Raw genomic sequence first — 17168 nt, forward strand, 5'->3', positions numbered from 1 at the left:
ACCGGCCCATGGGTCATGCAGCGGCTGGAGGCAGCGCGCCCGCATGGCCCAGCCCCTGCAGCATGATGGCCAGGTTGGCCCGATCCATCACCGCGCTGTAGGTCAGGCGCGGCTGGCCACCCGCATCGTACCACATCAGCCAGAACATCTGGCCTTCGGGGCCTGCCACATATTCCAGCCACAGCGTATCACCCGTCTCGGCGTGGGTGAGCAGCGGGGCGGGCAGCACGCTGCCGCGCACCTGCCCCGCGCCATGGGGGTGGCCGTGGCGTGTATCAGTGCGGTAACGCGCATTGGCGCAGGTAAAAGGGGCGTGCATGTCACCCTACATGCACGCGGGCGGCACCTGCCTGTCAACACCGTCTTCCCTGCGGGGCGCACAGGTGCTTAACCTTGCCACCATGAAACGGACCAAAACGGGCATGCGCCCGCCCCATGGCGCCCGCGCGGGCACTCGCCTCCGCCTTGCCTGCCTGCTGGCGCTGTCGGGGCTTGCGGGGTGCGCCGGGCCGGTAAGCGTGCGGCAGGTCTCGTTGGTGCACAGCTACCGTGAGAGCATACGCAGCACATTGCTGGGCGGCGCGCCGAGTGACAATACGCTGATCGTACTGCGCCGCCATGCGCTGCTGGCCACATGGCGCGCCCACCCCGACCGCGCCATTGCCGCCCTGCGTGCACAGGCCGCAGGCCACGAGGATGTGGGCGATGTGCTGTTCGCACTGGCGGAACTGAGCTACCGGCAGGGCCTGCGCCACCACCACGCGCCTGATTTCCTGGCCGCGGCCCTGTATGCCTATGCCTACCTGCAACCGGGACAGGCTGGGGAGACGGCGGGGTATGACCCGCGCTTCAGGCAGGCGTGTGATTTTTACAATTTCGGGCTGGCGGCGGCACTGGGCACGCCGGTCACGGTGGCCAGCGGCACGCTGGCGCTGCCCTTTGGCACAATCGACCTTGTGGCCGACCCCGCGCAACTGCGCTGGCACGGTCGCGTGCTGGACAATATCCGCCCCACGGCCACCATGGCGGTAAGTGGCATAAACAACGTGTACCGCACCCCCGGCCTGGGCGAGGCACTGACCGCGCAGGCCCGGCCCGATCCCGCCGTGACGCCGGGCAGCCCCCCCGTGCCCGATACCGATGCCAGCTTCAGCGTATCGGACCGGCTGCGCGTGCCCGCCAGCGTGCTGGTGGAGATGGACAACCCCCGCGCGCAGGTACTGGGCACGCAGTTGCACGGGCGGCTGGTGCTGCGCGTCATGGCGCCAGACACCGCCACCACCGCCATTGATGGCGCCCGCGTGCCCGTGGCCTATGACCAGACGGCCGGCCGCGCGCTGGCGCTGGTCGATACCGCGCTGGGCACCAAGGAATACCGTGGCTTTTTTGATGGCACCACCTTTGACGGCACCCGCCCGCGCCTTGTGGCCATGACCCCGCACCACCGGGGCAACATGCCGGTCATATTCGTGCATGGCACGGCCTCCAGCCCATACCGCTGGGCCAGCATGGCCAATGACCTGCTGGAAGACCCGCGCATCCGCGACCATTTCGATTTCTGGTTCTTCTCCTACGCCACCGCCAGTCCCATCCCGTATTCCGCATGGCAACTGCGCCAGGCAATAGAACAGGCGGTGGCGGAACTGGGCGGCGTGGCGGCAGACCCGGCGCTTGGTCACATAACACTGGTGGGCCACAGCCAGGGCGGGCTGCTGGCGCGCATGCTGGTGATCGACCCCGGAAGCCGACTGTGGGATGGCACGGCGGGCCGCCCGCTCTCATCCTTCCACCTTGATGCCAAAACCCGCGCGCTGGTGAAAAACACGATGTTCCCCACCGCCATGCCCGGGATTGACCGCGTGGTGTTCATTTCCACCCCCCAGCATGGCAGCTACCTGGCCGGAATGTCGGTTGCGCGCCTGATCGGCAGCATGGCCAGCCTGCCGCTGAGCCTGAGCGAAACCGCGCGTGAGATCGTGACCAGCGCCGCCCGCGACAGCCCGAACCTGCGCAACACCATCCCACGCCTTGGTAGTGTGTACGCCATGTCACCGCGCAGTGCGTTCATGCGCACGCTGCCCACCATTCCCATCGTGGCGGATGTGCACACCCATTCCATCATACCCGTATGCGGCAACCCGCGCGACCTGGCCCATGCCGATGATGGCGTGGTCTCGTATGAAAGTGCCCACATACCCGGCGTTGAATCCGAACTGGTGGTACGCAATTCCGCACATTCCACCCAGTCCAACCCCGTTACCATAAACGAGGTGCAGCGCATCCTGCTTGAACAGCTTGCCGCCCACCCCAACCTGTCTCCCCCCACCACGCCATGGCTGGCCGGGCAATGAGGGCGCACTGGCCCCATGCTGCCGGGCTATGGGCGGGGCGGCTGGCATGGGCCATGGCCACGGTGTGGGGGGCTGCGGCACTGTACTATTCCACCATTGTGCCCGATGGGCTGCGGGTGGCGCTGGCGGTGGCTTTTCCCGCCTGCATGGTGGCTTTTGGCTGGCTGCCACGCGCGGGTCTGCGCCATGGCATGCGCGCAGCATTGGTGGCGCTGCTGGGGGTGTGGTACGGAACCGACCCGCCGCGCAATGACCGCCGGTGGGCGGAAGAATACGCCGTGCCGGCCGATGCATGGCGCACGGGTGATGTGGTGCATGTACACAACGTACGCAATTTCCGCTACCGTACCACCAGCGATTACAGACCCGCTTGGTACGATGCCAGCTATGACCTGAACCGGCTGGAGAGCGTGGACCTTGTCACCTCCTACTGGGCGGGACGGAACATCGCGCATGTGTTCCTGAGCTTTGGCTTCAGTGATGGGCAGCATCTTGCCATTTCCATCGAGACACGCAGGCAGGCGCGCTTTGCCTATTCCACCATTGCCGGTTTCTTCCACCACTACGAACTGTTTTACGTGACCGCCGATGAGCGCGACCTGATTGGCGTGCGTACCGACGTGCGGCGTGAGCGGGTGTACCTATACCGCCTTGACCTGAAGCCCGAGACCCGCCAGCGGCTGTTCCTGAGCTACATGGCCGCCATACACAACATTACCCACCACCCGCTATGGTACAACACCCTGACCGATAACTGCACCACGGGCATCCTGGCGCGCGCGGGGGCAAGGCTGCGCTACCGGTTTGACTGGCGCGTGATCCTGAGCGGTCATACGGCAGACATGGCGTATGACATGAACCTGCTTGGCCCCTACGACCCGAAACACTACCCCGACTATGACGCGCTGCATGCCGCAAGCCGCATCTGGCGCGCGCCAGATGCGGTGATCGGGCCGGATTATTCCACCGCCATCCGCGCAACCCTGCCCCCGCCCGAGGGGCCGGGGATGCCCTGAAATAATGGAAGCTTTTGGTAAAGCCGTTTTAAAGCATCAAAAAACGGCACCTTCCGTAAAAATACTGCACCCGGAAATTTTATTATTGCAAAAAGTCTCCTCCAGCTTCCGCCACGCCCCCACAGAACCGGCAGGGACACGGCAGGAGAACCGGAATCCCGGCTACACCCACCCCATGCCGCAGGGACTTGCGGGCCGCCAGCGATGCGCCCATCATCCGCGCCATAAAGAGAACCGTGGAGGATAGACCATGCCAACCCTGTTCACCCCGCTCAAGGTCGGTGCGCTCACGCTGCCCAACCGCGTTGTCATGGCACCGCTGACGCGCCTGCGTTCGGGCAGCACGCATATCCCCAACGATCTGATGGCCGAATATTACGCCCAGCGTGCGCTGGCGGGGCTGATCCTGTCGGAAGCAACGCCCGTTACCCCGCAGGGCATCGGTTACGAGGGCGTGCCCGGTATCTGGGCCCCCGAACAGGCGGAAGGATGGAAGAAAGTGACATCCGCCGTGCATGAAGTGGGCGGACGCATCTTTTTGCAGTTGTGGCATGTGGGCCGGATCTCGGACCCGTATTTCCTGAACGGTGAGGCCCCGGTCGCACCCAGCGCCATAGCGGCGAAGGGGCATGTCAGCTTACTGCGCCCCAAGCGTGATTACGTGACCCCGCGCGCGCTGGAAACCGGTGAGATCGCGGGCATTGTCGCCGCTTTCCGCCGGGGTGCGGAACTGGCGAAAGTGGCCGGGTTTGACGGGGTGGAGATCCACGGCGCCAATGGCTATCTGCTCGACCAGTTCTTGCAGGATTCCACCAACCACCGCACCGACCGGTATGGCGGCCCGATTGAAAACCGCGCCCGCCTGATGCTGGAAGTCACCGACGCCGCCATTGATGTCTGGGGGGCCGACCGGGTGGGCATGCATCTGGCCCCGCGCTGCGACCTGCATGACATGGGGGATTCCAACCCCGCCGCCACATTTGGTTATGTGGCCACCGAACTGGGCCGGCGCGGCATTGCGTTTATCTGCGCGCGTGAAGCCGAAGGGCCGGACAGCCTTGGCCCGCAGCTTAAAAAACAGTTTGGCGGCGTGTATATCGCCAACGAACGCTTCACCCCCGAAGCCGCTGAAAAGGCAGTGGAAGAGGGCAGGGCAGACGCCATCGCCTTTGGCCAGTCCTTTATCGCCAACCCCGACCTGCCCGAGCGCCTGCGCGCGGGCGCACCGCTTACACCGCCCGACCCATCCACGTTCTACACCCATGGGCCGGAAGGCTATATCGACTACCCCACGCTGGGTGAATCCGGCGACTGACCCCGTGCCCGTTTCACGCGCTGGCCAGTTGCAACCCGTGGCTTCCCGCCGCCGGTGGGGCCAGCGCCAATGCCCGCATGATGGTACTGGCTGGTATTCATGCAGCGTTGGTGCAGGTATGGATGGTTCTTTCCATAATGGCGGGTCTTGCCTGACATAAAGGCGGACCCGGTCGAGGCGTCCGCGCGCCGACCGGGCCGTCCCTGCGCCCATACTGGCGGCCCATCCTGCCGTGGCGGATGAATACAAAGGTGTTATGATCCGCGACATTTCGGGCAATGGTCATAATGGCAAGGTCGGCAGCATGGCCGAGCAGTTGCATGAATATGAAGGCAGACCCGACGATACCCCGGTCAGCTACACCATGCACGGCGGCGGGGTGTGCCGGACAGACCAGCTTGTGCACATGAACATGGACGAAGCCGGTGCGGGCAACGCCGCCTGCGGCAAGATAGCCGCCCGCGCCCTGAATGGGGAGGGTGCCGCAGGCAGCCATGATCATGAATGCAGGCATATACCAGGGGCAGGAGACGACGGTGCTGTCACCGTACAGACCGCGTGCATGCCAGTGCGGGTCCTGGCTGGATGCACGCAGCCAAACAGATGAGGGTACCCGTAAAAACAATAAACCAGAGCATTTCAACCGAAAACCGGTTCGGTGGAAATGCTCTGCGACGACCGTAATCAGGCCCGGTACTTTTCCGGCGGGACATAACACGGGGTAAGGCATGCGGGTGGGCGCATTGCCAGAAAATCGGGACAATTCAAATTGTTGTAGGGGTCACTGTCATCTCCCCGCATGGCTCCCTATGATCGGGTCGGTTCTAGAGAGAAATGGAGCGTTCTTCCCATGACAACCCTTGGCCTGGTTGATGGCGCACAGCGTGATATGGTGTCGTCGTTCCCATCCTTCGACCCGGAACGGGAAAGCCTTGAGGATTTCCGCCGCAACCTGGTCACGGGGATCACAGCCCTCCTGCAATCAGGCCCGGTCGGTTACGGGGAGCGCACCGTCCCCGGCCCCGACGGGGCACCCGACGTGCGGGTCATCATGTTCCGCCCGACAGGCATTACGGCGGCGGCGCCTGCCATCCTCTATGTTCATGGTGGGGGGATGATTGCCGGCACACCCGACATGCAGGCGGGCATGCTGGAGCGTCTGGCCGCGGCGACAGGCACGCTGATCGTTTCGGTGGATTACCGCCTTGCGCCCGAAACACCCTTTCCCGGCGGGCTGGAGGATGTTTATGCCGCCCTGGTGTGGCTGCATGGGCATGCGGGGGAACTGGGGGTCGATCCCGCGCGTATCATGGTGATGGGGGATAGCGGGGGCGGATGCCTTGCCGCCGCCACGGCCCTGCTGGCGCGTGACCGTGGCCAGGTGGGATTGCGTGCGCAGATACTGGTTTACCCGATGCTTGACCTGCGTACCGGCGGAGCGGACGCCCCTTCCGATGACCCGACGACAGGGGAGTTCGTATGGACACGCGCGCAGAACCGGCATGCATGGTCTGTCGTGCGCGGGGCGCTGGCCGATGATGACCCGCAACTTGGCTATCTGTCGCCCGCCTTCATGCGCGACCTTTCGGGGCTGCCTGCAACCTTTATTGTGACCGGGGCGCTGGACCTGTTCCGTGATGAGGATGTCACGTTTGCACAGCGTCTGTGGAAAGCGGCGGTGCCGACCGAACTTGTCGTCTATGCCAGTGCGGTGCACGGCTTCGACCTGTTGCCTTCCCCACTTGCCACACGCGTCCGCCACGATGTGGTGGCAGCGGTGCGCCGCTTCCTGTAACGCATCTGTGCCCGGCCATGCACGAAACCGGCCAGGCGGGTCGGGCCACCGCTCCCATAGCCAGCGTGATCTGCCCGCCATCATACCGTAACCAGGTGTTCATGACGTTCCTGCTGGTTGTTGGCAATATTATCGGGACTGTGTGTGGGCGGATGCAATCCTGAAATTTGCCCGCATATCGGGGAGCAGAAGCCCGGCACGATGCCGACAGGCAGCCATTACCGTTCTGGACCCGCCACTGCACACCCCTGCCGGGCATGGGCAACTACCACATGCGGGCCAGCCCCGGTGGCAGCCGGGACCGGCCAGCCAAAATAGGCGGCAATGCCAGCACGGTCGTAATCGGTAAAGGTGGCAAATCCGGTATCACGCAGCATGGCGTGCAGGTCGGTGGGGTTGAAGCGGCTCAGCCACGGTTCCCCCGCTAATGCCACGAACCGCGCACGTTCAGCCATGCGCAGCGCATGAGCACCGGTATAATTTTCAACCGGTTCACCATAATCGAACACGATCTCGGCCTGTGGCACGCGGGCAACAAAGCGCAGGGTGTTTTCTATACCCACACGCGTAAGATACGGCACAACCCCAAGCCATGAAAAAAAGGCAGGCATTCCCACATCAAACCCCGCGTGCGCCAGGCAGGCGAGCAGGCTGTCGCGCTCAAAATCAACCGGCACAAAAGCCAGACTATCGGGCACGGCAAGACCCGCACGGGCTATGTGGCCGCGCTTCCAGTCCTGCATGGCAGGGCGGTCCACTTCAAATACCCGCACGCCGCACGCCGCATGCGGGTTACGCAGGCCCAGCGTATCCAGCCCCGCTCCCAGCACAACCGCCTGCCGCATGCCGCGCTGCACGGCACGCGCCAGCATGTCCTGCACAATGCGGCTGCGAATGGCCAGAAACAGGCGGAAATGCCGCTCCGCCGGGGTTCCGTCCGGTGCGGCCAGCGCAGCTTCATCGCCACCCACCATGGCAATGGCCAGCGGGTCGGCAAAGACCGCGCCTTTTTCCAGCACCTGGTGGCGGGCGCGGTGACGCGCCACGCGCCATGCGGTTACACTGGGACAGTCCATTGTGACATCTCCCTTCCAGCCCCGTGCAGTGTGGGGCATTTCACCCCCCGCCTGCAAGCTGCACCAGCAGCACGCTCGCCCCCACCAGCCCCAGCAGCGAAACCACAACCGTGACCACCAGCGGCCGCCCCGCACACAGCACCGCGCGCAGTTCCACCCCCAGCCCCAGTGCCGCCATGGCCAGCACCGTAAGCCCTGTTGCCAGCCCGTTCAGCCCTGTCACGGCGCAGGGCGGCACCACGCCCGCCGCCCGCAGGCCCATCATGGCGCCAAAGCCGATGATGTACCACGGCACCAGCCGCAAGACCGAACCGCACCGCCCGCCGGCATGCCCGGCCGCCCGCGCGTACAGCACCGACAGCACAAGGCAGACCGGTCCCAGCATGAGCACCCGCATCAGCTTGACCAGCGTACCCGCCTGCACCGCACCCGCGCCAAACGGACTGGCCGCCGCCATGACCTGCGGCACCGCATAGACCGTAAGCCCCGCCAGCACGCCGTGGCCTGCATTGTCTAGCCCCGGCAGCGCCAGCAGCGGCAGGCCAAGCACCACCACCAGTCCGCCCGCGGCGGTAAAAGCGATGGTGGCCCCCACATCCGCCTCACGCGCATGGATAACGGGGGCGGCGGCCATAATGGCGGAGTTGCCGCATATGGAATTGCCGCACGCCACAAGGAGCGTGCGCGCGGGCGAAAGCCCGGCCACCCGCCCCACGCAGCAGGTAAACGCAAGGCTGAACACCACAATGCACGCCACACCCCCCAAAAGCCCCGGCCCCGCGCGCAGCACGGCCCCCACGCTGAACGTCGCCCCCATGCACATAATGCCTACATTGAGCAGCGTACGCGCACAGCATTTTACGCCCGCCGCCAGCCCCGCGCGCGGCCCGATGCACGCCCGCACGCCCACACCCAGCAGCAGGGCAATGTTCAGTGCTTCCAGCCACGCCCGGCCATACAGCCGGATTTCGACCGCCTGCAACCCGTATGCCAGCGCCGCCAGCACAGCACACAGCCCCATGCCGGGCAGGAGGCGGAAAATGACCTGCACGGCGCGGGCGCACGCAAGCAGGGGCACAGGGGCAAGACGGAGGGCTGGCCGGGTCATGGCGGGTTTCCTTTCGCAGCAGACCCTAACGCCGGGGCATTCAATCACTCCAACGCATTATTATGCTCATTCCAATCGTAAAAAGTGATTGGTTATGCCATGATGCGGGGCATGACACTGGAACAGCTCCGCCTTTTCATTGCCGTGGCCGAACGTGAGCACGTCACCGCGGCGGCGCGTGCGCTGCATATCACGCAATCCGCCGTATCGGCCGCCATTGCCGCGCTGGAGGCACGCCACGGTGTCAGGCTGTTCCACCGCGTGGGGCGCGGCATCAGGCTGACCGAGGCAGGCCAGCTGTTCCTGCCCGAAGCCCGCGCCGTACTGGCACGCGTGGAGGCTGCGGAAAACATGCTCGACGCCTTTGCCGGGCTGGAATGCGGCACGCTGCGCGTTGCGGCCAGCCAGACCATTGCTGCCTACTGGCTGCCGCCGGTGCTGGTGCGCTTTCGCCAGCGCTACCCGCTGATTGCGGTAGAACTGAGCATTACCAACACCATCGAGGCCGCCCGCCGCGTGCGCGAAGGGGGGGTGGACCTGGGCATTGTGGAAGGCGTGGTGGATGACCCCACGCTTGTCCAGTGGCCGCTGGCGCATGACCGCATGCTGCTGGTCGGCCCCACGCCCTGCCTGCCCGGCGTGGTAGATGCACACTGGCTGCGTACGGCCACATGGGTCATGCGTGAGGCCGGGTCGGGCACGCGGGCCACGCTGGAGGGCTACCTGCGGCAATGGAGCATAGAGCCTGCCAGCCTTGCGGTCAGCCTTGTGCTGCCTTCAAACGAAAGCGTGCGTACGGCGGTCGAGGCCGGGGCGGGGATCAGCGCGCTATCCGCTCTGGTTGTCGCACCCGCGCTGGCATCAGGTCGCCTGCACGCCGTGCCGCAGGCACTGGGCGAGCGCGCGTTCTATGGCCTGCGCCACCGCGAGCGCTACCGCAGCCCGGCGGCGGATGCGCTTCTGGAACTGATTACCACAGCATATGGTAAAAAAACGGCCTGATGTGGACCTCTACCCCGGTATTGGGTATTATATGAAGTGTAATACAGTTTTTAATCCTACATTAAACTATTTATATGACATACATAAGAACTTTGTATACAAACCAATTTAATAACTGAAAATTATTATTTCATTATACAATATTACAAGATAATATACCGATTAAATCAGAACGATGTCACAAATTTACTGGATAATCTGTGGCAGTTCAACCAGTCGCAAGGTAGCCAGCCCTTTTATTGCCTACAACCCATTGCGGTCAGGCGGCGCGTGCCTGATGTACAATCGCCTGCGGCGTGGGACGTGATTGGCGGCCAGCCGCGCCTGACCACGCTGTTCCTGCTGCATTGGTATCTGGCACTGAAGGAAGGCGAGGGCACGGATTTCCGCAGCCATTTTGCACCCTGCGGCACCAATCGCCTGACCCATCACACCCGCGAAAACGCATGGCTGTTTTTGGATGTCGTGGTGCAGGAGAACGTCATGTCCAGCCCGCGATCCGGCGCATACTGAAAGCGTATGTACCGCCCGAAAGCCTTGCTCCCGACCCCGTAATCCCGCCAGATGAACTGGAGAACGCCTGACGGACCCCATCGGAAAAGCTCACAAAAACCGCCTTCGTAAAAGAAAGGCGGCGCCTGACAACGGTTTTACCGATGGCTCATGCCCGCAACGGACCGACTTCACCACATTGGTATTGATGATCTTGCAGGCAAAGTCGCTGCCCATCTTCCTGATGGCCTTCTTGCTCGCTTCCTTGATGGCTTGCTGGATGCCTTTCTGGATGACGATGCAGTTACCATTGACCGAACTGGAACCCGAGCCTGAAATCTCGGCCTTGGTAATCTCATTGCCGGTGCTGTCGGTCACGTCCACCCGACCGGTCAGGTCAACATGCACCTCATAGGTCACGGACCAGAAATTGGGGGTGACGGCCAACTGTGCATCCACATCTTCCATATCCAGGCGCATGATGTAGGGGGCGGGTACGGTGGGGTTGCCCCCGGTTGCATGGGCAAAGCCCACGGCAATCGTCTTGTGCAACGTATCTTCCACGGGCTGGCCGTAATTGGTCTTGTCGGACAAGGCCCCGCATTTGAATGTGTAGTTCCGTCCGCCATGTCAGGGAAGGGGCATATGTCGTGGGGGTCTGGATAACGCGGTTGGCCATGATATTGCTGGCGGGCAGACGGTCAGATGACGGCCGTGGCCTCGGGCTGTGTATTGACCTCTCCGCGCTGGTCGGGCGTGTCGGTATGTTCGGGCAGGCGGTCGGCCAGCAGGGCGCGGGGGCGGCCGATCCACATGCCATCATGCAGGTGGTCACGGCGGGGACTGGTGGTGCCGGGGTGGATCAGGATGCTCAACCCCGCATGGTTCAGCATAAGCCACGGTACAAGGCGGGCGAATACATCGTGGTCAAACGCCACCTGATACATCGGCGCCACATGCGGGCCGACCGCACGCTCATGCCATTGGCCCAACCTTACGGGAAAGCGGGCGGCAATCTGCTCACGCAGGTGTGCCGCACGTTCGCGTGGCTCCGCACCATCAAAATACACATGGGCGTGATAGCTTGCGATCTCGGACAGGGGGCGGGGGGCAGGCGTGCGGTCGGTCATGCGGCGGGGCTTCCGGTTGGGGTCAGCAATGGGGGGCGGGCAGGGTGATGCGCGTTTCGGTGCGCATCTGCGGCTTTACGGTATGGAGCATGGTGGACAGGCCCCACTGGCGGCCATCAAACGTGCCGGTGCTGTCCAGCACGCTCAGCGTATTGGCGTTGAACACCATCTGGGTGCTCAGGGTCAGCGGGTGGGTCTGCCCGCGCAGGGTCATGCGCCCGACCATGCGCGAGCGCACCTGCCCCTTCACCACACGCGGGCTGCAATCGCCCACATAATGCGCGGTGGGATAATGCTCACTATCCAGCATGCCGCCAGATTTCGCGGCCTTGCGCTCCAGCACCGTGCCCATGTGCACGGTGGTGGCATCCATGGTCAGGTCAACATGGCAGGTCTGGTTTGCAAGGTCATAGTCCAGCGTGCCGGACACCTTGCCGAACTGCCCGTCCATGCTGCCCACCACGCTATCGGTATGCAGCAACACGGCTGTATTTTCGGGCGTGAGGTCAAGGTGCCGGGTCTCGGCACGGGCGGTGGTGGCCAGCAGGGCAACGGGCAGAACCAGACCGACCAGACGAAGGGAGTGGGATTTCAGTATGTTCATGACAGGCTAACGCCTGTCATGGCGTGGGGTTGTGGCAGGACAGGCATAAGGCATCCGGGCGGTGGGCAGGTGTCAGGATGCAGAAGTGGGGGATGAATGCGGCCTGAGTAGGGCAAGCATGGCATGGCCGCCATAACCGGGCATTATTCGGCTTTGGTTATGGAGTGCGTGCTTAAACTACAAAATATCTCCGGGAAGCGGCTGATCTGGTCATGCAGGTCTTGGAGCAATTACGCCAGACCGGCAAATACCCCGGCAAGGGCGCTGCACTTTTACCGACCGAAAAGGACATGCTGGTCATTGAAAAGGAAGCGCAGGTTTGGAACGCTGCCTTGGCTTGGAAGGCGGCGCGCCTACTTCCATACCCACTTGCCCACAACCCGGCCGTTTATCACCAGGTCGGACGCATCGACCTCATCCACCGGGTAGGTGGGGTTGACGCTGATGATGCGGATGCGCGGCGGGCGGGAATTGGGCACCAGCATCAACTGCTTGATCACAACACCCATGCCGTTCCATAGCACGTACACCCCATCGGGCGAGGGAATACGGTGGCCGGTATCGACCAGTACCCGGTCACCGGCCGAGAACTCGGGTTCCATCGAATTGCCGGTAACCCGGATAATGGCCAGCCCCCCCGTATCGGGCAGGTAATTGCGGATGAAATTGCGCGGGATGCGCCATGACTCCAGCGTGGGATGGGCCTCCCCATCACCACAGGCGGTGTGATCCACGATGGCGCCCGCCCCGGCCTGTGGCGAGATGTCGTATTCATGCACCGTAATCGCGCCGTCATCAATGGGGGGCATGGTGGCGCGTTCGGCGCGGCTTATGCTTTCATTCAGGTCAGTAGCGCCGGGCACGATGCCTGATAGCGCCCACACCTCGCTTGCAGCGATGGGCGGGTCGCCCCGGTCGGTCAGCAGCGAGACCAGCCTGCGCACCAGATCCACGGGAATGAAGTCTTTTTTCAGCTTGTTTTCATAAAAAGCATAGCTGGAGAACCGGTCCCCCATACCCAGGTCGCGCGCGATCCCGCGCACGGTGTAGCCCGCGCGCTCGCGCAACGCCTTGAGCCGGCCAGCCGCCGTGCCGGGGCCACTGCCGCTGGCGGGCGCGCGCAGCAGGTCGCTTGCGGTGCAGCCCAGCACGGCGGCCACCTTTTCCAGCCGGTCACCGCCGGGGTTGCGTGACTTGCCGCGCAGGATGTCGTGCACGTAGGTCTCGTTCAGGCCGGCCAGTTCGGCCAGGCGCTTCTTGTTAAGGTTGAGCTGCGCCATGCGGCGCTCGATCTCGGCAGCGGCGGGGGAGCGTGTGTCCATAATGGGAACTGTCCCACAAATATGCCCGACGGGGTAGAGGGGATATATCCCATTATTTCTTGACGTATTGGGATATATCCCATAAAACCCCGCCATGCTCCATACGCGCCCCATCCCGCCCGACCTGTACCGCGTGGCCCTGCTGGGCTGGCATGTACACCCCGTGCGCGCGGGGTCGCGGGCGGCGTGCTTTCGGGGGCTGCGGCGCAGGCCACCTGCGACCTGGACACCATAGCGCAGTGGTGCGCGCGCTGGCCGGATTGCGGGTGGCGGGTGGTATGCGGGCCATCGGGGCTGTTCGCACTGGATGTGGACCGCCCCGGCACGCATGCGGCCGATGGCGTGGCCGCCCTTGCAGCACTGGTCCGCCGCCACGGCGCGCTGCCGCCGCGCCCCATGACGCGCACGGGTGGCTCGGGCGGGGCGGTGCTGTTTTTTGCCCATTGCGGCGAAGCCCTGCGCGGCCATGCCGGCCACCCTGCGCCGGGGCTGGACCCGCACCGGGGGCGGCAGGCGGTCACCATCCCGCCCGGTACGCATCCCGCTACCGGCGGGGCCTATACGTGGCGCGTGCCGCCATGGGTGGTACCGCCGCCACCCATCCCGCGCTGGCTTGCCGCACTGCTGGCTCCGCCGCCACCACCTGTGCAGCCGGTGCGCCATATGGATGGGGAGCGCATGCAGGGCACGCTCATGCGCGCATTGCATGCGGTGTGCGATGCCCCGGCGGGCATGGCCAACACCACGCTCAATGCCCGGGCCTATACGCTGGGCCGGTGGTGCGGGGCCGGGCTGCTGGACCGGGCCACAGCACACGATACACTGCTGCACGCGGCCCGCCTGCGCCACATCCCGCTGGCAGAAGCCCGCGCCACCATCCGCTCCGGGCTGGATGCGGGGTTACGCCGCCCGCGCCATGGGGCATGAGCACACCCCTTGCGCAATCCCGCCCCACACCGCTGCACACCGCTGCACGGGCCGCTGCAAAAAACACCACGCCCCCCGGCCACACCGGTGCCAGAACCACGCGCCTATGCCGACATGGGGCATGGGGCATGGCCATTATCCCGGCATGTCCGGCCATATCGCCCGCATGGGCCACGGCACAGAACGCCCGGCCATGCCGACCCATCCGCCACCCCGACATGAGGCACGATCCCGCATCCAGCGCACCCGACCCTATCCCCCGCACAGGGTACCCGGATTACCTCAGCCATACCGGCCCTTCTGCCATCCATCACGCCCATCCAGGCACGGCGCGCGGCATGACCCACAACGCCCGCGCATGGCAACGCGGCAGAAGCTGCAAAACGGGGCAGGCGGGGCGTTTGCCACCAGCCGTCCGACCCATGCGTCACGCTGGCACCCCATGCCAGCGCGTACCACTGTCACGCACGTCCATCCCACGCAGCGCCCCCCGCGTGCGGCGCACCCGCACCTTCCAACACGGATACCCCGCCATGCCCGTCCTGGACCCGCCCATGCCACAACAGCCTGCACCCGCCGCCACCGCATGGATGACCCTGCTGGCGCGCGGCCCACGGGGTGGAGTGCTGGCCTCGCTCAGCAACTGCCTGGTTTTGCTGGGGCATGACCCGGTACTGTCCGGCCTGCTGGCATGGGATGCGTTTGCCTGCCTGCCCGTGCTGACCCGTGCGCCGCCGCCCGCCTTTGCCACTGCATCCGCCGCCGCCGGGCCATACCCGCGATCGGTGGAAGATACCGACGTGACACTGGTACAGGCGTATATGCAGCGCGCCTATGACCTGCCCGTCTCGGCTGCGGTGGCCATGCAGGCGTGTCGGGTGGCCGCCAGCCTGCGCCGCACGCACCCGGTCTGTGACTGGCTGGACACCCTGCGCTGGGATGGCACGCCACGGCTGGATACATGGTTGCACCACGCGCTGGGCACCGCCAATGATGCCTACCACGCCGCCGTGGGCGCGCGCCTGCTGTGCGGCGCGGTGCGGCGCGTGCGCCAGCCGGGCTGCAAGTTTGACTACGTGCCCGTTCTGGAAGGCGCGCAGGGCATTGGCAAGAGCCGCCTGCTGGCCGAACTGTTCACGCCCGCATGGTTCAAGGACGACCTGCCGCGCGACCTGGGCGACAAGGACGCAGCACAGGGCCTGCTGGGCGTATGGTGCGTGGAATTGGGGGAATTGCAGGCGCTTGGCCGCTCCACCAGCCGTGATGCCAAGGCCTTCTTCAGCCGACAGAATGACCGCTACCGCCCCAGCTACGCCATGGCCGACGTGATGCGCCCGCGCCAGTGCGTGTTTGTCGGCACCACCAACGAGCACGATTACCTGACCGACCCCACCGGCAACCGCCGCTACTGGCCCGTATGCTGTACCCGGGCCGACGTGGCATGGGTTACGGCCAGCCGCGACCAGCTTTGGGCCGAAGCCTGCCGCCGCGAAACCACCGACCCCATGCCCCTGTGGCTGGATGATGCCGCCACCGCCGCCATCGCGGCAGAGGCACAGGAAGCCCGCCTGCCTGAAGACCCGTGGCACGACCCGATCACCGCATGGCTGGCCGGGCGGGGAACTGGCAGCGTACGCATGGCCGACGTACTGCACCTGGCCCTTGGCCTGCCGCGCGAACGCCAGGACCGCCCCGCACAGAAGCGCGCGGGCACAGTGCTGCGCGCCATGGGCTGGACGCGGCACAAAATGCGCAGCGGCAGCACCACCTACTGGGCATGGCGGCCGGAAGGGCTGCGGTAATGGGGTGCGGCTTTCCGGTCATCATGTCCCGCGCGGCCAGTTGCCCGCCGGTTGCACGACCGCGACGGCAAATAATGGTTGCGGGCATTGCAGACCCCGGTGCGTAAGACGCGGCGCACGCATCAAAGCACTCGCGCTGCTGATGTGGTCCGTAATGGCCGATCCCTACCTGTAGTCGATCCTGACGGCGCGCGGTTTCCTTCTTGCCACGCTGGCCTGTTTCTTCCTTTTGTCCGTTATCGCGCCCAACGGAGGGCCGTCGCCACCCGTATTCAATAACCAGACCCGGCGCCGGGACGTAAACCAGGCCCACGCACGGCCCCACAGGGGAACAAACCCACCGCCGGGGCGGACCGTGACCGGCGCGCCTGTGTCTTACTGCCCGGCCGATCCGGGCTGTTCAATCACGACCCGCATGCCCCATGTCTTGCCACCATCGGCCGTGGTCAGCACGACCTGATAGGTGCCGTTGTTGGGAATGATGACATGGTCGAGCGGCGTGTCCGTTGCGGGCCAGGTGATGTTCTTGTCGTCATAATGCTTTAACGAGACGGTCATCGGCGCGCCCGGCGTTGCCGTGATGCCGCTTATGATGGCGGCCTTCTGGCTGTCCTTTGGCAGCAGGCTCTCGACTGCCCGGATGTCAATATCGCCACCACGGTTGGAGGGCAGGCTCAGTATGGCGGAGATGCAGGTTGCATATTCCCCGTAGCTCTCGCTTGTGCAGGGTGTCTGGATGGTCACGCTAGCCGGGGTATTATCGGGCAGCTTGACGTCCGTTGCATGGGCACGGCCCGCCAGCACAAGTGCCGGAACAAGGGCAAGAAAGCTTTTATTCATGGCACGGACACACCTTATGGCAGATTTGGTCAGACCTCATGACCCTGTTCAATACTCCACAATCCGCCCCCTGCACAGTGACGTGCCGACAGACGTACCGGGCACTTAACATATTATTTTATAATAACACATAACCTGCCCACACCGCCTTCAGGCACGGGGCCAGCGGACCGGACAGGTGCTTACATTATTTTAATAATACCCGCCGCCCGCCACACCGCCGCACCGCACCCATCCATGCAACATATTGAAAAACATGTAGAAAATGACATAGGACAGGCGCGACAACATTGCCGCACAAAAATCAGTGCAGTTACAATCCACGAAAATAGCGTGCTACCATGCACGGTATGCAATCAGGCCCATTCATGCAGCCCGCCCGCCGTTA

The 17168-nt window shown here is 64.4% G+C and carries 19 protein-coding genes; 11 read left to right on the forward strand and 8 right to left on the reverse strand.

From position 1 onward, the window contains the following. Positions 1–13: 13 nt before the first annotated feature. Complete coding sequence (locus GLX_RS02245; RefSeq protein WP_041247086.1) at positions 14–319, reverse strand: hypothetical protein; 306 nt, start codon at positions 317–319, stop codon at positions 14–16. On the opposite strand from GLX_RS02245, the gene GLX_RS02250 reads away from it, so the two are divergent. The 7 genes from GLX_RS02250 to GLX_RS18355 all read left to right on the forward strand — a co-directional run bounded on the left by GLX_RS02250 (position 318) and on the right by GLX_RS18355 (position 6641). After that, positions 318–2351, forward strand: a complete 2034-nt coding sequence (locus tag GLX_RS02250) for an esterase/lipase family protein (protein WP_014104422.1) — start codon at positions 318–320, stop codon at positions 2349–2351. The two genes, GLX_RS02245 and GLX_RS02250, sit on opposite strands and share 2 nt — an antisense overlap. Then, positions 2348–3367 carry an Lnb N-terminal periplasmic domain-containing protein gene (locus tag GLX_RS02255; RefSeq protein ID WP_014104423.1) on the forward strand — a complete coding sequence of 340 codons (1020 nt, stop codon included), beginning with the start codon at positions 2348–2350 and terminating at the stop codon, positions 3365–3367. Before GLX_RS02250 ends, GLX_RS02255 begins: the two co-directional genes overlap by 4 nt. A gap of 4 nt (positions 3368–3371) precedes the next feature. After that, entirely contained in the window at positions 3372–3614 is a 243-nt protein-coding gene (locus tag GLX_RS17975) for a hypothetical protein (RefSeq protein ID WP_148268526.1), read from the forward strand. A gap of 3 nt (positions 3615–3617) precedes the next feature. Further along, positions 3618–4682 (forward strand): alkene reductase, encoded by a 1065-nt coding sequence (locus GLX_RS02260; protein WP_014104424.1) that lies wholly within the window; start codon positions 3618–3620, stop codon positions 4680–4682. A 256-nt stretch (positions 4683–4938) separates the two neighbouring features. Continuing rightward, a complete protein-coding gene (locus GLX_RS02265) occupies positions 4939–5289 on the forward strand; it encodes a hypothetical protein (protein WP_014104425.1) in 351 nt (116 codons plus the stop codon). A gap of 243 nt (positions 5290–5532) precedes the next feature. Further along, positions 5533–6477, forward strand: coding sequence for an alpha/beta hydrolase (locus GLX_RS02270; protein WP_041247087.1), 945 nt, complete (start codon positions 5533–5535; stop codon positions 6475–6477). Between the two features lie 17 nt (positions 6478–6494). Next, positions 6495–6641, forward strand: a complete 147-nt coding sequence (locus tag GLX_RS18355) for a hypothetical protein (protein WP_158309213.1) — start codon at positions 6495–6497, stop codon at positions 6639–6641. A 54-nt stretch (positions 6642–6695) separates the two neighbouring features. On the opposite strand, the gene GLX_RS02275 is transcribed toward GLX_RS18355, so the two are convergent. Then, the gene (locus GLX_RS02275) at positions 6696–7553 is read right to left on the reverse strand and encodes a class I SAM-dependent methyltransferase (protein WP_041247088.1); all 858 of its coding nucleotides are present in this window, start codon (positions 7551–7553) and stop codon (positions 6696–6698) included. Positions 7554–7593: 40 nt separating this feature from the next. After that, a complete protein-coding gene (locus GLX_RS02280) occupies positions 7594–8661 on the reverse strand; it encodes a YeiH family protein (RefSeq protein WP_014104428.1) in 1068 nt (355 codons plus the stop codon). Positions 8662–8760: 99 nt separating this feature from the next. Here GLX_RS02280 and GLX_RS02285 point away from each other — a divergent pair, with 99 nt between their 5' ends. Together GLX_RS02285 and GLX_RS02290 are read left to right on the forward strand one after the other, a co-directional pair. Beyond that, a complete protein-coding gene (locus GLX_RS02285; protein WP_014104429.1) occupies positions 8761–9663 on the forward strand; it encodes a LysR family transcriptional regulator in 903 nt (300 codons plus the stop codon). Between the two features lie 270 nt (positions 9664–9933). Beyond that, positions 9934–10176, forward strand: coding sequence for a hypothetical protein (locus GLX_RS02290; RefSeq protein ID WP_148268527.1), 243 nt, complete (start codon positions 9934–9936; stop codon positions 10174–10176). A 90-nt stretch (positions 10177–10266) separates the two neighbouring features. On the opposite strand, the gene GLX_RS02295 is transcribed toward GLX_RS02290, so the two are convergent. The 4 genes from GLX_RS02295 to GLX_RS02310 all read right to left on the reverse strand — a co-directional run bounded on the left by GLX_RS02295 (position 10267) and on the right by GLX_RS02310 (position 13211). Continuing rightward, positions 10267–10749 (reverse strand): hypothetical protein, encoded by a 483-nt coding sequence (locus tag GLX_RS02295; RefSeq protein WP_041247091.1) that lies wholly within the window; start codon positions 10747–10749, stop codon positions 10267–10269. Between the two features lie 107 nt (positions 10750–10856). Then, positions 10857–11285, reverse strand: coding sequence for a DOPA 4,5-dioxygenase family protein (locus GLX_RS02300; RefSeq protein ID WP_014104431.1), 429 nt, complete (start codon positions 11283–11285; stop codon positions 10857–10859). A 22-nt stretch (positions 11286–11307) separates the two neighbouring features. Continuing rightward, positions 11308–11889 carry a YceI family protein gene (locus tag GLX_RS02305; RefSeq protein ID WP_014104432.1) on the reverse strand — a complete coding sequence of 194 codons (582 nt, stop codon included), beginning with the start codon at positions 11887–11889 and terminating at the stop codon, positions 11308–11310. Positions 11890–12242: 353 nt separating this feature from the next. Further along, positions 12243–13211, reverse strand: coding sequence for a S24 family peptidase (locus tag GLX_RS02310; RefSeq protein WP_041247092.1), 969 nt, complete (start codon positions 13209–13211; stop codon positions 12243–12245). A gap of 186 nt (positions 13212–13397) precedes the next feature. On the opposite strand from GLX_RS02310, the gene GLX_RS02315 reads away from it, so the two are divergent. Both GLX_RS02315 and GLX_RS02320 read left to right on the forward strand, forming a co-directional pair. After that, positions 13398–14138 carry a bifunctional DNA primase/polymerase gene (locus GLX_RS02315; RefSeq protein WP_014104434.1) on the forward strand — a complete coding sequence of 247 codons (741 nt, stop codon included), beginning with the start codon at positions 13398–13400 and terminating at the stop codon, positions 14136–14138. Further along, entirely contained in the window at positions 14135–15940 is a 1806-nt protein-coding gene (locus tag GLX_RS02320; RefSeq protein WP_014104435.1) for a virulence-associated E family protein, read from the forward strand. The genes GLX_RS02315 and GLX_RS02320 overlap by 4 nt, the downstream gene beginning before the upstream one ends. A gap of 375 nt (positions 15941–16315) precedes the next feature. On the opposite strand, the gene GLX_RS02325 is transcribed toward GLX_RS02320, so the two are convergent. Beyond that, positions 16316–16780, reverse strand: coding sequence for a hypothetical protein (locus GLX_RS02325; RefSeq protein WP_014104436.1), 465 nt, complete (start codon positions 16778–16780; stop codon positions 16316–16318). Positions 16781–17168 lie beyond the last annotated feature (388 nt).

It is taken from the genome of Komagataeibacter medellinensis NBRC 3288, assembly GCF_000182745.2.
In the GTDB taxonomy this organism is placed as follows: Bacteria; Pseudomonadota; Alphaproteobacteria; order Acetobacterales; family Acetobacteraceae; genus Komagataeibacter; species Komagataeibacter medellinensis.

Bases quoted from the DNA above. Each gene is read 5' to 3' on its own strand.
- GLX_RS02250 (WP_014104422.1), top strand. From the start codon at position 318: ATGTCACCCTACATGCACGCGGGCGGCACCTGCCTGTCAACACCGTCT.
- GLX_RS02245 (WP_041247086.1), bottom strand. From the start codon at position 319: ATGCACGCCCCTTTTACCTGCGCCAATGCGCGTTACCGCACTGATACA.
- GLX_RS02255 (WP_014104423.1), top strand. From the start codon at position 2,348: ATGAGGGCGCACTGGCCCCATGCTGCCGGGCTATGGGCGGGGCGGCTG.
- GLX_RS17975 (WP_148268526.1), top strand. From the start codon at position 3,372: ATGGAAGCTTTTGGTAAAGCCGTTTTAAAGCATCAAAAAACGGCACCT.
- GLX_RS02260 (WP_014104424.1), top strand. From the start codon at position 3,618: ATGCCAACCCTGTTCACCCCGCTCAAGGTCGGTGCGCTCACGCTGCCC.
- GLX_RS02265 (WP_014104425.1), top strand. From the start codon at position 4,939: ATGATCCGCGACATTTCGGGCAATGGTCATAATGGCAAGGTCGGCAGC.
- GLX_RS02270 (WP_041247087.1), top strand. From the start codon at position 5,533: ATGACAACCCTTGGCCTGGTTGATGGCGCACAGCGTGATATGGTGTCG.
- GLX_RS18355 (WP_158309213.1), top strand. From the start codon at position 6,495: ATGCACGAAACCGGCCAGGCGGGTCGGGCCACCGCTCCCATAGCCAGC.
- GLX_RS02275 (WP_041247088.1), bottom strand. From the start codon at position 7,553: ATGGACTGTCCCAGTGTAACCGCATGGCGCGTGGCGCGTCACCGCGCC.
- GLX_RS02280 (WP_014104428.1), bottom strand. From the start codon at position 8,661: ATGACCCGGCCAGCCCTCCGTCTTGCCCCTGTGCCCCTGCTTGCGTGC.
- GLX_RS02285 (WP_014104429.1), top strand. From the start codon at position 8,761: ATGATGCGGGGCATGACACTGGAACAGCTCCGCCTTTTCATTGCCGTG.
- GLX_RS02300 (WP_014104431.1), bottom strand. From the start codon at position 11,285: ATGACCGACCGCACGCCTGCCCCCCGCCCCCTGTCCGAGATCGCAAGC.
- GLX_RS02305 (WP_014104432.1), bottom strand. From the start codon at position 11,889: ATGAACATACTGAAATCCCACTCCCTTCGTCTGGTCGGTCTGGTTCTG.
- GLX_RS02310 (WP_041247092.1), bottom strand. From the start codon at position 13,211: ATGGACACACGCTCCCCCGCCGCTGCCGAGATCGAGCGCCGCATGGCG.
- GLX_RS02320 (WP_014104435.1), top strand. From the start codon at position 14,135: ATGAGCACACCCCTTGCGCAATCCCGCCCCACACCGCTGCACACCGCT.
- GLX_RS02325 (WP_014104436.1), bottom strand. From the start codon at position 16,780: ATGAATAAAAGCTTTCTTGCCCTTGTTCCGGCACTTGTGCTGGCGGGC.